The sequence below is a fragment of the Bradyrhizobium altum genome, from assembly GCF_020889705.1.
GTDB classification, from domain to species: Bacteria; Pseudomonadota; Alphaproteobacteria; order Rhizobiales; family Xanthobacteraceae; genus Bradyrhizobium; species Bradyrhizobium altum.
Genome location: NZ_JACMYP010000100.1, coordinates 13,110 through 28,822, shown reverse-complemented (window position 1 = coordinate 28,822; position 15,713 = coordinate 13,110). Strand labels below are relative to the sequence as shown.

General features: G+C 65.7%; 13 protein-coding genes and 1 pseudogene. 9 read left to right on the top strand and 5 right to left on the bottom strand.

Annotated features, from left to right (window positions below; all coding sequences use genetic code 11):
• Window positions 1-180: 180 nt before the first annotated feature.
• Window positions 181-2,553 (bottom strand): xanthine dehydrogenase family protein molybdopterin-binding subunit, encoded by a 2,373-nt coding sequence (locus H8B02_RS23365; protein ID WP_229168458.1) that lies wholly within the window; start codon window positions 2,551-2,553, stop codon window positions 181-183.
• Window positions 2,554-2,776: 223 nt separating this feature from the next.
• On the opposite strand from H8B02_RS23365, the gene H8B02_RS23360 reads away from it, so the two are divergent.
• Window positions 2,777-3,820: a Ppx/GppA phosphatase family protein gene (locus tag H8B02_RS23360; protein ID WP_092113181.1), complete on the top strand. Its 1,044-nt coding sequence runs from the start codon at window positions 2,777-2,779 to the stop codon at window positions 3,818-3,820.
• 166 nt (window positions 3,821-3,986) lie between these two features.
• On the top strand, window positions 3,987-4,676 hold the full coding sequence (locus H8B02_RS23355) for an RlmE family RNA methyltransferase (protein WP_229168457.1): 690 nt from the start codon (window positions 3,987-3,989) through the stop codon (window positions 4,674-4,676).
• Window positions 4,677-5,201: 525 nt separating this feature from the next.
• Here the strand turns inward: H8B02_RS23355 and H8B02_RS23350 are convergent.
• The gene (locus H8B02_RS23350; protein ID WP_229168456.1) at window positions 5,202-6,689 is read right to left on the bottom strand and encodes an MFS transporter; all 1,488 of its coding nucleotides are present in this window, start codon (window positions 6,687-6,689) and stop codon (window positions 5,202-5,204) included.
• Window positions 6,690-6,830: 141 nt separating this feature from the next.
• On the opposite strand from H8B02_RS23350, the gene H8B02_RS23345 reads away from it, so the two are divergent.
• The 5 genes from H8B02_RS23345 (at window position 6,831) to H8B02_RS23325 (ending at window position 10,959) form a co-directional block, all read left to right on the top strand.
• On the top strand, window positions 6,831-7,076 hold the full coding sequence (locus H8B02_RS23345) for a hypothetical protein (RefSeq protein WP_229168455.1): 246 nt from the start codon (window positions 6,831-6,833) through the stop codon (window positions 7,074-7,076).
• 201 nt (window positions 7,077-7,277) lie between these two features.
• Window positions 7,278-8,768, top strand: a complete 1,491-nt coding sequence (guaB, locus tag H8B02_RS23340) for an IMP dehydrogenase (RefSeq protein ID WP_229168454.1) — start codon at window positions 7,278-7,280, stop codon at window positions 8,766-8,768.
• Between the two features lie 72 nt (window positions 8,769-8,840).
• Entirely contained in the window at window positions 8,841-9,266 is a 426-nt protein-coding gene (locus H8B02_RS23335; protein WP_092113193.1) for a GFA family protein, read from the top strand.
• A gap of 192 nt (window positions 9,267-9,458) precedes the next feature.
• A complete protein-coding gene (gene curA, locus H8B02_RS23330) occupies window positions 9,459-10,481 on the top strand; it encodes an NADPH-dependent curcumin/dihydrocurcumin reductase (protein WP_229168453.1) in 1,023 nt (340 codons plus the stop codon).
• A gap of 130 nt (window positions 10,482-10,611) precedes the next feature.
• Window positions 10,612-10,959, top strand: a complete 348-nt coding sequence (locus H8B02_RS23325; protein ID WP_376711705.1) for a hypothetical protein — start codon at window positions 10,612-10,614, stop codon at window positions 10,957-10,959.
• Between the two features lie 6 nt (window positions 10,960-10,965).
• On the opposite strand, the gene H8B02_RS23320 is transcribed toward H8B02_RS23325, so the two are convergent.
• Window positions 10,966-11,802 carry a metallophosphoesterase family protein gene (locus H8B02_RS23320; RefSeq protein WP_229168452.1) on the bottom strand — a complete coding sequence of 279 codons (837 nt, stop codon included), beginning with the start codon at window positions 11,800-11,802 and terminating at the stop codon, window positions 10,966-10,968.
• 126 nt (window positions 11,803-11,928) lie between these two features.
• Complete coding sequence (locus tag H8B02_RS23315) at window positions 11,929-12,366, bottom strand: hypothetical protein (RefSeq protein WP_229168451.1); 438 nt, start codon at window positions 12,364-12,366, stop codon at window positions 11,929-11,931.
• Between the two features lie 157 nt (window positions 12,367-12,523).
• On the opposite strand from H8B02_RS23315, the gene H8B02_RS23310 reads away from it, so the two are divergent.
• Complete coding sequence (locus H8B02_RS23310) at window positions 12,524-12,946, top strand: MAPEG family protein (RefSeq protein ID WP_229168450.1); 423 nt, start codon at window positions 12,524-12,526, stop codon at window positions 12,944-12,946.
• 22 nt (window positions 12,947-12,968) lie between these two features.
• Window positions 12,969-14,266 (top strand): annotated as a pseudogene (locus tag H8B02_RS23305) (RsmB/NOP family class I SAM-dependent RNA methyltransferase).
• 102 nt (window positions 14,267-14,368) lie between these two features.
• Here H8B02_RS23305 and H8B02_RS23300 read toward each other — a convergent pair.
• Window positions 14,369-15,643 (bottom strand): MFS transporter, encoded by a 1,275-nt coding sequence (locus H8B02_RS23300; RefSeq protein ID WP_229168449.1) that lies wholly within the window; start codon window positions 15,641-15,643, stop codon window positions 14,369-14,371.
• Window positions 15,644-15,713 lie beyond the last annotated feature (70 nt).

The window sequence follows — 15,713 nt, the reverse complement described above, 5'->3', positions numbered from 1 at the left end:
GTGACGGCAACTACGGAATCTTCTTCGCCAGCTGGCAGGTCGCAGCAATCGACTTGACCAATGGCGAACCTGTCAGTGATGTGTCGGAACAGGTGTCAGCCATGTCTCCGGTCTAAACACTTCGCGGGTGATGACAGCTGTGTTGGCGGTACCAGCGGTGCTAGCGGCAGCAGCGCGCCTTTACGCCGCCTTCACCTTGGCGTCCTGGATCGCGCGCCAGACGCGTTCGGGCGTTAGCGGCATGTTGATGTGCTTGATGCCGTACTCCGACAGTGCATCCACCACGGCATTGACGATGCAGACGAGGCTGCCGGCACAGCCGGCTTCGCCGCAGCCCTTGGTGCCGAGCGGGTTGGATTTCGCCGGCGAGGGGTGATCGCCGACCAGCATCGACGGCACGTCGCCGGCGCGAGGTAGTGCGTAATCCATGAACGAGCCGGTGATCGGCTGGCCCGAGCCGTCGTAACTGACTTCCTCCATCAGCGCCTGGCCGATGCCCTGCGCCACGCCGCCATGCAACTGGCCGGCGACGATCATCGGATTGACCACGGTGCCGAAATCGTTGACCGCGGAGTAGCGCACGATCCGCGTCACGCCGGTGTCGGGATCGATCTCGACCTCGGCGACATGGCAACCGTTCGGGAAGGTCGACGCCGTCTCCTTGGTGGCGTGATCGACGTCGAGCGTCTCCGGGGTGCCCTCGGGCATCTTGCTTTCGCGCATCCGTTCGGCGAGCTCCATGATGCCGATCGAGCGGTCGGTGCCGGCGATCGTGAAGCGGCCCTGGCCGAATTCGATGTCGGCTTCGGAGGCCTCCAGCATGTGCGCAGCCGCCTTCTTGCCCTTCTCGACGACCAGCGCGGAAGCCTCGACGATCGCCTGTCCGGTCGCGGTGATCGAGCGTGAGCCGCCGGTGCCGTTGCCGAAGCGCACCAGATCGCTGTCGCCCTGTTCGAGCGTGATCTTCTCGAACGGCACGCCGAGCTGGTCGGACAACACCTGCGCGAACGGCGTGGCATGGCCCTGGCCGTAGTCCAGCGTGCCGGTGGTGAGCTTCACCGAGCCGTCGGGCTCGAAGGTGATCTTGCCGAGCTCGCCGCTCGGCGGCGCGGTGACCTCGAGATAGGAGCCGACGGCGATGCCGCGCAGCTTGCCGCTCTTCCTGCTCTCCTTCTTGCGCTTGGCGAAGTTCTCGTAGTCGGAGATCTCCAGCGCCTTCTGGAACACGCCGGCGAAATCGCCGCTGTCATAGGTGACGCCCGAGGCGGCCGGGAACGGCAGCTGCGAGGGCTTGATGAAGTTGCGCTTGCGCAGCGTGAAGCGGTTGATGCCCATCTCGTCGGCGGCGGCATCGATCAGCCGCTCCATGTAGTAGTTGGCCTCGGGCCGGCCGGCGCCGCGATAGGCGCCCATCAGCGTGGTGTTGGTCACGACCGTCTTGATGTCGACACCGAGCAGCGGCGTGCGATAGACGCTGGCGAGGTTCTTGCCGGTGTTGAGCGACAGCGGGCCCGGCGCGACGCCGGTGATGTAGGCGCCGAGATTGCCGTAGCCGGAGAGCCGCACCGCGAGGAACTTGCCGTCGGCATCGAGCGCGAGCTCGGCGTGGATCAGCTGCGCGCGGCCCTGACTGTCGGACAGGAAGCTGGTCGAGCGCTCGTCGAGCCACTTCACCGGGCGGCCGAGCTCGCGCGCTGCATGCGCGATGCAGGTGTATTCGGGATAGTTGAGATTCTTCATCCCGAACGAGCCGCCGACATTGCCGGTGAGGATGCGGACCTTGTCGGCGGGCACGTTGAGCAGGCGCGCCAGGATCGCCTTGTTGCCGGAGACGCCCTGGGTCGGCACCTGCAGCGTGAAGCGCTCGGTCTTCTTGTCGTAATGCGCGAGCGCGACGCGCGGCTCCATCGAGACCACGGCGACACGGGTGTTGACGATGTCGAGTTTTGTGACATGCGCGGCGGCGGCGAACGCCGCCTCGATCCTGGCCGTGTCGCCATAGCGATAGTCCAGCGCGACGTTATCAGGGATGTTGTCGTAGAGCTGCGGCGCGCCCGGCTTGGTCGCTTCGGCCGCGTCCGTCACCGCCGGCAGCGGTTCGATGTCGACCTCGACGGCCTCAGCCGCATCGCGGGCCTGCGCCGCGGTCTCCGCAACCACGAAAGCGACGGGATCGCCGACGAAGCGCACCTTGTCGGTCACGAGCGCCGGGCGGTTGGTCTGCTTGAGCGGCGAGCCGTCGCGGTTCTTCAGCGGCAGGCCGCAGGTGAAGGGGTTGTAGCCCGCGGCTGCCAGGTCGGCGCCGGTCCAGACGCCGAGCACGCCCGGCATCGCCTTGGCGGCCGCCGTATCGATCCCCTTGATGATCCCGTGGGCGTGGGAGGAGCGGACCATCCAGCAGTAAGCCTGGCCGGGCAGGGAGAAATCGTCGGTGTATTTGCCCTTGCCGCGCACCAGGGTGTCGTCCTCCTTTCGTCGAACAGGCTGTCCGACACCGTATTTTTGCAGTGCGATAGCGTTTTCGAGGGAGGCGGGCGGCGTATGATCTTGCATCGAAAATGACCTGAAATGCCCGGATTTGCTGGAGTTTGGGGGCGCAGACGAGATAACGCACGCCCCCCTTAACGACAACGCCCGATTGGGCATGGACCCAATGTGAACGGAGTTTGCGTAGGGCTTTGACGCTGCTAAAGTTTCCGTGAACGGACAATTATTCGGCGGGCCCCAAGAATCCCCCTGGATTGCCCTTGGGGTCCTGCGGAAAGACAGTGTTTTGATGAATGACTATGTGCGGCTTTGTGACGGCCCTCCGGCCGGCGAAGCCCCGTCAGGGCTGATTGCGGCGGCCGCGGAAAGCGGCGTCTACGCCGCGCTCGACCTCGGCACCAACAATTGCCGGCTGTTGATCGCCTGTCCCACCGGCGACGGGTTCCGCGTGGTCGATTCCTTCTCGCGGATCATCCGGCTCGGCGAGGGCATCGCCGCGACCGGCTCGATCAGCGAGGCCGCGATCGAGCGGGCGATCGCTGCGCTCGCCATTTGCAGCGACAAGATCCGCTATCGCAAGGCCCGCCGGCTGCGGCTGATCGCCACCGAGGCCTGCCGCGCCGCCGGCAATGCCGAAAGCTTTCGCGCACGCGTCGCAGCCGAGACCGGCATCGAGCTCGAGGTGATCGATCGCGAGACCGAGGCAACGCTCGCCGTGATCGGCTGCTCGCCGCTGCTCGATCCGAAGGGGCGGGGCGCCATCCTGTTCGACATCGGCGGCGGCTCGACCGAATTGGTGCGGATCGAGCGCGATCCCGGCGTGCCCGATGCGCCGCCGCGCATCAAGGCGTGGATGTCGATCCCGCTCGGCGTCGTGACGCTCGCCGAACATTTCGGCGGCAAGAACGTCACCAGGGACATGTATGCGCGGATGATCGATGAGGTCGCCCGCCACGTCGCGCCGTTCGCGGCCGAGCACGGCAAGGATCTGCGCGACATGCACATGCTCGGCACCTCGGGCACCGTGACCACGCTCGCCGGCGTGTTCCTCAATCTGTCGCGCTACGATCGCCGCCGCATCGACGGCATCTGGATGAACGATGGCGACGTCACCGCGACGATCCAGAAGCTGCTCGGCATGAGCTACGAGGCGCGCGTCAACAACAACTGCATCAGCGTCGAGCGGGCCGACCTCGTGCTCGCCGGCTGCGCGATCCTCGACGCGATCCGCAACGCGTTCCCGATGCCGCGGCTCCGCGTCGCCGATCGCGGCCTGCGCGAGGGCATGCTGGTCGAGATGATGCGCGAGGACGGCGCGCTGCGGGCGTGCTAGAGCTGCCTTAGCCTCGCCCCGCTCGCGGGGAGAGGCCGGATTGCATGTCAATGCAATCCGGGTGAGGGGGACTCTCCACGGGCGCATCTCTCATCCTCATTGCGGAAGCGGCCCCTCACCCCAACCCTCTCCCCGCAAGAGCGGGGCAAGGGAGTAGAGAAGCAATATGGCGAAAGACACCACCGGGCGGCTGCACGTCACGGTCAAGAGCGGCGGCAAGCGAAAACTGTCGTCAAAACTCTGGCTCGAGCGGCAGCTCAACGATCCCTACGTCGCCAAGGCCAAGGCGTTGGGCTACCGCTCGCGCGCGGCCTTCAAGCTGCTCGAGATCGACGACAAATATCGCCTGCTCAAGCCGGGCATGACGGTCGTCGACCTCGGCGCTGCGCCCGGCGGCTGGAGCCAGATTGCGGCCAAGCGCACCGGTGCCGCCGACGGCAAGGGCAAGGTGGTCGCGATCGATCTGCTCGAGATGGGCGAGATTCCCGGAGTGACGTTCGCGCAGCTCGACTTCCTCGACCATGACGCGCCTGAAAAACTGATCGCGATGATGGGCGGCCGCGCCGATTTCGTGATGTCCGACATGGCTGCCAACACCACGGGCCACCGCAAGACCGATCAACTGCGCATCATCGGCCTGGTCGAGACCGCCGCGCATTTTGCCGGGGAGGTGCTCAATCCCGCCGGGACGTTCCTGGCAAAAGTGTTCCAGAGCGGCGCCGACGCCGAACTGGTGGGGCAGTTGAAGCGCGATTTCGCCAGCGTGCGTCACGTCAAGCCGTCCGCCAGCCGGCAGGACTCTTCGGAGCGCTATGTGCTGGCGACGGGGTTTCGTCGGCAGCAGCAGTCATCGTAGAGATTGTCATTGACGGAGGGAGACCGGACTCACCCCAGCCGCTGATCTCGCGCGCGGCACGACATTTCAGTGCGACCGGTTGGAACCTTGGCGCCTGGCCGGAGTCGAGTCCATTGCTCCCGGCCAATGCCCCCCAAGCCCACCGGGAGAAAACCCCCCACTGGGTTGGCGGCCTTGGTGCAGCGTCGGGTTTCGCGCACTGGGGCCGTTTCTTGCCGGACTGGAAAATCGAGGAGCGCAGGCGCATATCTCTCATATGGCGACCATTGTTCAATGCAATTGCGGGGCTGAGTACAGACGCACTGAAGAGAAGTTCTTGGTGCCGCATACGGGTGACGCGATCTGCACGGTCTGCGGAGCTGCGCTGGAATCGTGGCTGGAAGCCACCCACGTTCCCACATACGAGCTTATTGAACGCCCGGATCGAGGACAGCCAGGCGGGATGACCGGCCACCCCTAAGGGCTTGGCCGTGACCGGACGGCGGCTTGCAGTGTCCGTGCTTCGGAAACGGCTCGTTCGATCAACTAACCGAGCCGTTGATCGCGCGCGTTCTGGGTGTCCTCGGTCGCTGCCTTGACGGCATCAGCGGCGGCGCGCTTTTCGGCGCCCTTGCGGCTCGAAATGTCGATCGCCTTGCGGCCGGCGATTTCGTTGCCGGCGTCAACCGGCATTTGCCAGAAGAACCAGGCGGAGGCTGCCGAGATCAGCGACACCACGATGAACGCCGGTCCGAACACGTCGGCGGACAGCTCGGTCTGGTGATGCAGCGCCAGCGTGGTTTCGACGGAGAACGCGCCGACGGCGACGCCCGCTGATACCGCGAGCTGCTGGTTAACGCTGACGAGGGTGGTGGCGCGGCTCATCTGCGGCGCCTCGACCTCGGCATAGGCCACGGTGTTGATCGCGGTGAATTGCAGCGAGCGGAAGAAACCGCCGACCACCAGGATGGTGAAGATCAGCATCAGCGGCGTCGAGATCGTGAACAGGGCGCAGGCGGCGAGGAAGGCCGAGCTGACCACCGCATTGACGGTCATCATGTTGCGGAAGCCGAAGGCGCGGATGATGCGCGCCGCCAGCGTCTTCATGCCCATGGCGCCGACAGCGGAGGCAAAGGTGACGAGACCGGACTGGAACGGCGACAGGCCGAAGCCGACCTGCATCAACAGCGGCAGCAGGAACGGCAGCGCGCCGATGCCGAGCCGGAACATGAAGCCGCCGACGATCGACGCCCGCATGGTCGGCAGCCGCAGCAAGCCAAAATCGAGCACCGGCGAACCGGTGCGCCGCGCGTGCAGGATGTAGAGCGTCATCGATACCGTGCCGACCCCGACCAGGCCGGCGACGATCGGCCACGGCAACAGATTGAGGCCTGCGACCGAAAGCCCGAAGGCGATGCCGGCGAGGCCGATGCCGGCGAGCACCAATCCCACCAGATCGAAGCGCTCGGGATCCTCGCTCTTGATCGGGTCGATATATCTGAGCGCCAGGAAGATGCCGAGCAGTCCGATCGGGATGTTGATCAGGAAGATCCAGTGCCAGGAGAAATAGGTGGTGATGAAGCCGCCGAGCGGCGGCCCGATCACCGGGCCGATCAGCGCCGGCACCGTCACCCAGGCCATCGCGTTGACCAGCGCGCTCTTGTCGACCGAGCGCAGCAGCACCAGCCGCCCGACCGGGGTCATCATCGCGCCGCCGAGGCCCTGCAGGATGCGGGCGAACACGAAATCGGTCACCGAGGAGGACAGCGCGCAGCCGATCGAGCCCAGCATGAACACGGCGACGGCGCCGGCAAACACGATGCGGGCGCCGAAGCGGTCCGCGGTCCAGCCGCTGGCCGGGATGAACACCGCGAGCGACAGCAGATAGGACGTGATCGCGAGCTTCAGCGTCAGGGGGCTGGTGCCGATATCGGCGGCGATCGCCGGCAGCGAGGTCGCGATCACCGTGGAATCCATGTTTTCCATGAAAAGCGCGGTGGCGACGATGAGCGGGATCAGGCGTTGCTTGTTCATCAAAATAGGACAGCTTTGCTGAAAAAGGCGGGCGAGGGGGCCATATCATCCTGCCCCGGACCACGCTATTGCGGAACCGGGCAAACGCCCTAAATCCTGCGTGACGCTGCTATGCATCCGCCAGCGCCCGAGGTGTGCGCCGTGATCTACGTCCTTGCCGCTCTGCTGCCGCCGATCGGGCTGCTCCTGAACGGACAGCCGTTTTCGGGCATCTTCAATCTGGTCCTGATCGTGTTTTGCGCGATTTTCGGGCTGTTTTTCCACGTCTTGCTGCTGGTGCCGTCGGCCCATGCGGTGATCGCGGTCCACATGAAGCGCGAGGACCGGCGCCACCGCGAGGTGGTCGAGGCGATCCGCCGGCACGGGCCGCCGCAGGGATATCGCTAAGCGAGCTACAGTGCCCCTGAACCGGCCCGTAAAAAGCCTGTGCATGGCTGGCAAACACTTTGATTCGTCATGCCGCCATGCTATCGACCAGCGTCAACCCCACCGATGGGCGCCGATTCGACGGTGACGCAGCGAGCGTCGCCGCAGGTAGCGTTCATCCGTAATACCCTCGCGGCTGAGGCCGCAGATAAGGAGTTGGCAATGGCCACGGGATTTCAGGCTATCCGCGAAGCCTACACATTCGACGATGTGCTTCTGAAGCCCGGTCTGTCCGACGTTCTTCCCTCGGAAGTCGACATCCGCTCGCGGGTCACCCGCGCGATCCAGCTCAACATCCCGATCATGGCGTCCGCGATGGACACCGTCACCGAGGCGCGGATGGCGATTGCGATGGCGCAGGCCGGCGGCCTCGGCGTCATCCACCGTAATTTCGACCCCGAAGGCCAGGCTGCCCAGGTGCGGCAGGTCAAGAAATTCGAATCCGGCATGGTGGTCAATCCGCTCACCATCGGTCCCGAGGCCACGCTGTCGGACGCGCTGACGCTGATGAAGGATCACGGCATCTCCGGCATCCCGGTCGTGACTGGTGCGGGCAAGAACGTGCCTGGCAAGCTGGTCGGCATTCTGACCAACCGCGACGTGCGCTTCGCGACCGATCCGCGGCAAAGGGTCTCGGAGCTGATGACGCACGAGAACCTCGTCACGGTGCGCGAGGGCGTCAGCCAGGACGAGGCGAAGCGGATGCTGCACCAGCATCGCATCGAAAAGCTGGTCGTCGTCGACGACCAGTATCGCTGCGTCGGCCTGATCACCGTGAAGGACATGGAAAAGGCGGTCGCCCATCCGCTGGCCTGCAAGGACGCGCAGGGCCGGCTGCGTGTCGCCGCCGCCACCACGGTCGGCGAGACCGGCTATGAGCGCACCGAGCGGCTGATCGATGCCGGCGTCGACGTCGTCGTGGTCGATACCGCGCACGGTCACTCGCGGCATGTGCTCAATGCCGTCAACCGCATCAAGCGGCTCTCCAACGCCGTGCAGGTCGTGGCCGGCAACGTCGCGACCGAGGGCGGCGCGCAGGCGCTGATCGATGCGGGCGCCGACTGCATCAAGGTCGGCATCGGTCCGGGCTCGATTTGCACCACGCGCATCGTGGCCGGCGTCGGCGTGCCGCAGCTCACCGCGATCATGGATGCGGTGGCCGCGGCGAAGAAGGCCGACGTGCCAGTCATCGCCGACGGCGGCATCAAATATTCCGGCGACCTCGCCAAGGCGCTGGCCGCCGGCGCCGACATCGCGATGGTCGGCTCGCTGCTCGCCGGCACCGACGAGACGCCGGGCGAAGTGTTCCTGTGGCAGGGCCGCTCCTACAAGGCCTATCGCGGCATGGGCTCGGTCGGCGCGATGGCGCGCGGCTCGGCCGACCGCTACTTCCAGCAGGACATCAAGGACACGCTGAAGCTCGTGCCGGAGGGCATCGAGGGCCAGGTGCCCTACAAGGGCCCGGTCGGCAACGTGATGCACCAGCTCGCCGGCGGTCTCAGAGCGGCGATGGGTTATGTCGGTGCGAAGGACATCAAGGACTTCCACGACAAGGCCGAGTTCGTCCGCATCACCGGCGCCGGCCTGCGCGAGAGCCACGTCCACGACGTGACCATCACGCGCGAAGCCCCGAACTATCCGGGCGGGGTGTAAGCACCTCGTTCGTCATTCCGGGTCGGTCCACGGGACCGATCCCGGAATCTCTTGACAGGGGACCCAGGTGACATGGTGAGCGACACGAACGTTCGGGCCGGCCAGTGCCATTGCGGCGCGGTGCGCTTCGAGGCGACGCTCAGCGACGGTTTCAGTTCGATCCGCCGCTGCACCTGCTCTTACTGCCGGATGCGTGGTGCCGTCGTCGTCATGGCGGAGATGGGTGGGATCAAGTTCCTGCAGGGCGAGGAGGCGCTGACAAGCTACCGCTTCCACACCGGATCGGCACAGCACTTCTTCTGTTCTCGCTGCGGAATCTACACGCATCATCAGCGACGATCGAACCAAAGCCTGTATGCCGTTAACGTGGCGTGCCTCGACGGCGTAAGCCCATTCGATTTCCCTGAGGTGCCTGTGATGGACGGCGTCAATCATACCAATGACACCGGCAAGCCAACGCGTCGCGCAGGCACCCTCCGTTTCATCCCGGCCGACTAACGATCGCGCGGAAGCCAGGCGGACTGCCCCGCAATGACGGATCTGCCGGGCGGCATGCCCCCGGCATGACGGCCGTCATTTCAAACAAGATTTCAAACAAGCGCGCGCGAAAGAGCAAATCCATCTCCCTTGCGGGGAGCTGGATTGCGTGACTACGTGTGCGCCACGAACCAATCACCTCAAGAGGAAATCATGTCCCAAGGAAAGCGCATCGTTCTGGCCTCGCGCCCGCATGGCGAGCCCACGCCGGCCAATTTCAGGCTCGAGGACTACACGCCGCCGACGCCGGGCGCGGGCGAGGTGCTGCTCCGCACCATCTGGCTGTCGCTCGATCCCTATATGCGCGGCCGCATGGCCGACGGTCCGTCCTATGCCGCACCGGTGCCGGTCGGCGGGGTGATGGAAGGCGGTACGGTGAGCGAGGTGATCGCGTCCAACAATCCCGCCTTTGCCAAGGGCGATATCGTGCTGTCGCGCGCGGGCTGGCAGACGCATGCGCTGTCCGACGGCAAGGGGCTCGCCAAGATCGATCCGAAGATCGCGCCGATCTCGACCGCGGTCGGTGTGCTCGGCATGCCCGGTATGACCGCCTATACGGGACTGCTCGAGATCGGCAAGCCGCAGGCGGGTGAGACGGTGGTGGTTGCGGCTGCGTCCGGCGCCGTCGGCTCGGCGGTCGGCCAGATCGCGAAGATCAAGGGCGCGCGGGCGATCGGCATCGCCGGCGGCAAGGACAAATGCGCCTACGTCAAGAACGAGCTCGGCTTCGACGAGTGCCTCGATCATCGCGATCCCAATCTTGCGGCGAAGCTCAAGGAAGCCTGCCCGAAGGGCATCGACGTCTATTTCGAGAATGTCGGCGGCGCGGTGTTCGACGCGGTGTTTCCGCTGCTCAATGCGTTCGCGCGCATCCCGGTCTGCGGCCTGATCGCACACTACAACGACACCGAAGCGCACGCCCCGAAATGGGCCGGCGCGATGATGCGCAACATCCTGACCAAGCGGCTGACCTTCCGCGGCTTCATCGTCAGCGACTTCGCCGCCATGCATGGCGACTTCCTGCGCGACATGTCGCAGTGGGTGCGCGACGGCAAGGTCAAGTACAAGGAGTTCGTGACCGAGGGCCTGGACAGCGCGCCGGAGGCCTTCATGGGCCTGCTCAAGGGCGCCAATTTCGGCAAGCAGCTGGTCCGGATCGGGCCGGATAAGGCCTGAGCGATAGTGTTTTCGAGCGAAGCCTATCCCGGACTTGATCCGGGATAGGCACCGGTTCGCGCCAAGAAAACGCGTCAAAACGAGGCATTCCAGCTCCCATTCCGCGCAACAAAGTATCAAAAGCGCCACAATGGCGGGCTTTTGGGGGCTTTTCGGCCCCCATTTGCTTGACGGGGACCCGGCGCAGTTGATTCAATGTGGCTATATTTCAGGTGTAGCCATGGTTTTTGAAGCTATTGTTTCCGGGGTCATTCTCCTCGCCCTCGGCTATTGGGCGACGATGTTCGTCATGGGCCGCCGCGACGACGTCCTGCATGGAAAATTTGTCGAGGACGAGCCGGCCGCCGAGCCGGTCCGCTTCATGCCGCAGGTGCCGCGCATGCGAGCCACGCCGGCGGCGGCACAGCCGAACAAGGACTCGCTGCAGGCGCTGCTTACCGTCATCAAGCGGGACCTGAACGACGCGGCGCGGAGCTGAGACGGCTCACGCCGGCTGCTTGCCGAGCAGCATGTCCAGGTCGACATCGACCTGACCCTTGGCCCTGATGTGTCGGACTTCAAAGCTGTCCGGCTGGAAGCGGTATTCGACCAGGCCGGTTTCCTTGATGCCGATCACTTCCTGTCGCGCATCTGAGATGATGAAGCCGGTCGAGGGCGCCCAGATCTGTCTGACGTGCTCGAACGTGTAATCGCGGCGCTGGTGCACGTGGCCGCTGCCGACCAGGCGCCAATCGACCTTGCCGAACATCTCGATCAGGCGGCGGCGCGCCGGCTGCGGCACGAAGCGGATCGCGGTCTCGACGCGTTCGGCATCGTAGGGCACGTCGAGATAGAGCGGCTTGTGCAGGAACAGCGCGACCGGTCTGCCGACGGCCTTGTCGAGCGCCGAGGCGAGCCAGTCGAACTGCGCGGCCTCGCTGTCGAGGCCGGTGTTCATGATCAGTGAATTGAGGCCGATGAAGCACCAGCCGGCGGCGTCGAAATGCCAGCGATCCTCGCCGAGCACCGAGGTGAAGGCGCGGCGCGTCTCTTCGGTCGGCAGTTGCGTCGGGACCGGGCCCACCGCAGTCGGATTGTCGCCGATGTCGTGATTGCCCGGCAGATAGAGGCAATCGACCGGCAGCGCGCTGTGCAGTTCCTTGGCGAACACCAGATCGTCGCGGCTGGTCGGCCCATCGAACGCGACGTCGCCGGAGTTGAGCACGAGATCGGGACGCGTCGCGTCGATGTGCTCGCTGACGCGATGAAAGTTGTCGACGAGCGGCTTGAAGCGGCGCGCGAGGTGGGTGTCGGAGATTTGTGTCAGGCGAAACTGGGGCATGCATCGATCCTTTCGGCCGAATTATAGTGTCGGCGCGAAGTCGGAACGATGACGATTTCAGTGTGTTCTTCGCTCCTCTGTTTGATGCGTTGTTTGATGTCTTGTTTGATCCGGCGGCGCAGGCCGTTAGATCGCAAGCTGCTCGTCCGCGCGGATGGGTAGGGCAGGCGGACCGCCGCGACCTCCGAGCAGCCCGGTGTTTGGCGGGTTTGTTCCCGTCGCGGCCGGCGATGCGTTGAGCCCGAGATAGGCAAGCGCATCGTGCCCCATGTCGTAGGCCGCATAGCCGAGCAGGCTGAGCACTAGCGCCGTGGCGAGGCTGTGCCCGAGGATGTCGCGCGTCGAGCGATAGCCGCGGCGGAAATAGACCGAGAGCAGGATGGCGACCGGGAGCGCGGCCGCGACGCCGGCGAGCCCCGACAGCACCATGCCGAGCCCGCCATCCGCCGCGTCGTCGAACCAGCCGATGCCGGGGTCGATCGCCTTCAATAGGGAGGTGACGAGATCGCCGGGGCCTGCGGCCGCCAGGGCCGCGCCGTCCAGGATCGGGGTGATGATGCACATCGCGTCAGCCGTGAGGAACTGAAACCGCCATTATTCCTGGGAGTTGGTCACCCGGGCTCGGATCGTGGTTCAACGGGTTACCGCGGACGATTCATTGTGTTGCGCGGCCGCGACCGCTAAGAGGGCGGCCGGACGCCCGGCTTAAGGGAGATTCTTGATGTCGGTTCAAATGGTTCTGTTGCCGGTCTTCATCCAGATTGGGCTCACCTTCGCACTTCTGTTTGGGATGGCCACGCTGCGCACGCGGACGCTGGCGAGCGGTGAGACCAAGATGGCCGATATCGCCCTGCGCCAGCCGAACTGGCCGGAGCGCGCCACCCAACTCGGCAATTGCTTCGCCAATCAGTTCGAGCTGCCGGTGCTGCTCTATGTCCTGATCGCCATTGCGCTGCCGCTGCGCCGTGCCGATCTGTTCATCGTGCTGATGTCCTGGGTGTTTGTGGTGACGCGGTTTGCCCATGCCGGGGTATTCGTCACTTCCAACGACGTGCGGCCGCGCTCGCTCGCCTGGTTCGCCGGCGTGCTGGTGCTGGCGGCGATGTGGCTGTATTTCGCGCTCAAGCTCCTGCTGCTGATTTGATGCGCCCAACCGAAAGAGATCGATGACCCCTGCTGCCCGGCTTTCCGCCGCGATCGAGCTGATCGCCACCATCGACGCACAGCGCATTCCCGCGGCGAAAGCGCTGAAGGAATGGGGCACCGCGCACCGCTATGCCGGCTCCGGCGATCGCGCCGCGATCTCCGGCCTGATCTGGGACGTGCTGCGCCGGCAATCCTCCGCGGCCTATCTGATGGACGATGCCAGCCCCCGGTCGCGGGTGCTCGGCATGCTCAAGCTCGAGCGCGGCATGGACATCCCGACGATCTCGGCGCTGTGCGACGGCGGCCGCTTCGCGCCGGAACCGCTGACCGCGGCCGAGGAGGCTGCCTTGGCCTCGCGCTCGCTCAAGGATGCGCCGGCGCATGTCGCGGGTGACTATCCGGACTGGCTCGACCCGTATCTGGCAAAAGTGTTCGGCGATGACCGCGCCGCGGAAGCGACCGCGATGGCGAGCCGCGCGCCGCTCGATCTGCGCGTCAACACGCTGCGCGGCAAGCGCGAGAAGGTGCTGCCGCGGCTGTCGCATCTCGGCGCAAAGGAGACACCGTGGTCGCCGCTCGGCCTGCGCATCGAGCTTGGCGCCGACGCGCGCAATCCCGGCATCCATGCCGAGGAGGATTTCATCAAGGGCGCCATCGAAGTCCAGGACGAGGGCTCGCAACTCGCGGCGATGTTCTCGGCGGCCAAGCCCGGCGAGCAGGTGATCGATCTCTGCGCGGCGCCGGCGGCAAGACGTTGGCGCTGGCCGCAATGATGGACGGCAAGGGCCGGCTGATTGCGACCGACAGCGACAAGCGCCAGCTCGTGCCGATCCACGAGCGGCTGTCACGCGCCGGCGTGCACAATTGCGACGTGCGCACGCCGCGCGGCGAGGACGAGGTGCTGTCCGACATCAAGGCCTCCGCCGACCTCGTGCAGATCGATGCGCCGTGCACCGGCACCGGCACCTGGCGCCGCAATCCCGACGCCAAATGGCGGATGCGTCCCGGCGCGCTCGAGGTCCGGCTGAAGGATCAGGCCGCGGTGCTGGCGCGCGCCGCGCCGCTGGTCAAGTCCGGCGGCCGCATCGCCTACATCACCTGCTCGGTGCTGGCGGAGGAGAACGGCGAGCAGGTCGAGGCATTCATCGCGCGGCATCCGGAGTTTTCGGTGCAGCCGCCGGAGCAGACCGCATCGGTGCTGTGGGACAAGGCCGAGGCATTTACCGAGGCCGCGCTGCAATCGCCGGAGGGCCTGCTGATGACGCCGCGACGCACCGGCACGGACGGCTTCTTCGTCTCGGTGCTGAAGAAGGCGTGACGCGTCCACCGCTCGTCATTGCGAGGAGCGTAAGCGACGAAGCAATCCATGGCTCCGCACATATGGATTGCTTCGCTTCGTTCGCAATGACGAGTTGAGTTCCTACGCTTCGGAACACGCGCCCACTGGCACCGGCGTCCTGCTCACCACGATGACCCAGTACAGCAGCGCGCAGGCGCTGATCGCAGCCCCGAGCGCGCAGACGCCGAGCCAGCCGGCGGCGGCATAGGCCATCGTCGACGAGATCGCGCCGAGCCCGCTTCCGATCGAATAGAACACCATGTACACGCCGATCAGGCGGCTCGACGCCTCGGGGCGCGCAGCGACGATCAGGCTCTGGTTGGTGACATGGACGGCCTGCACCGCGAAGTCGATCATGACGACGCCGGCGAGCACCAGCCACAGCGAAGCGTGCAGGCAGGCAATCGGGGCCCAGCCGGCCAGCATCAGCAGCAGCGACAATCCGGTGGTGCGCTGGCCCCAGCCGCGATCGGCGAGGCGGCCCGAATTGCGCGCCGCCAGCGCGCCGGCGAGGCCGGCAATGCCGAGCATTCCGATCGCGGTGTGCGACAGCGACAGCGGCGGCGCGGCGAGCGGCAGCACGACCGAGCTCCAGAACGCGCTGAAGCTCGCGAAGATCAGGAACGCGAACACGGCGCGCTCGCGCAAAACATGCTCCTCGGCGAGGAGCGCGGCCGTCGAGCGCAACAGCTTTGCATAGGATGATGCGGTCAACGCCCGCGGCGGCTGCCGCGGCAGCACATAGGCGAGCAGCGTGGCCATCGCGAGCATCAGCACCGCCGAGGTCAGGTAGACCATGCGCCATCCGCCGATATCGGCGAGCGTGCCCGACGCAAAACGAGCCAGCAGGATGCCCGACACGACGCCGCTTTGAATGGTGCCGATGGTCTGTCCGCGCTCGGCCGGCGAGGCCGATGTCGCGGCGAAGGCAACGATCACCTGGATCACGACGGCGAGCAGCCCGACCAGCGCCATTCCGCCAAACAGCACGACCGCGTTTGGCGCTGTGCCGACCACGACGAGCGCGACGGCGGACAGCATGATCTGGCCGACGATCAGCTTGCGGCGGTCCCAGAGGTCGCCGAGCGGCACGATCAGCATCAGGCCGAAGGCGAGGCCGACCTGGGTCAGCGTCACCACAATGCCGATCGCGGCGGGGGTAATGCCGAGGTCCTGCGCCATGGTGTCGAGCAGCGGCTGGGCGGAATAGATGTTGGCAACACTCAGCCCGCAGGCGACCGCAAACAACAGCACGATCGCGGGCGACAGCGCGCCCGCCTTGGTGTCGCGGGGCTTGCCGTCCGTCTTGTGATCGCCCGTGGCCGGTCCGGCCTCCGTCATGGTCTGGTTCGTCATCTTGGCTCCGCTGCAATTCGCAATCTGGTCTTATAATGAGACCAGTTGCATCGCGGCCTGTCTAGTCTTA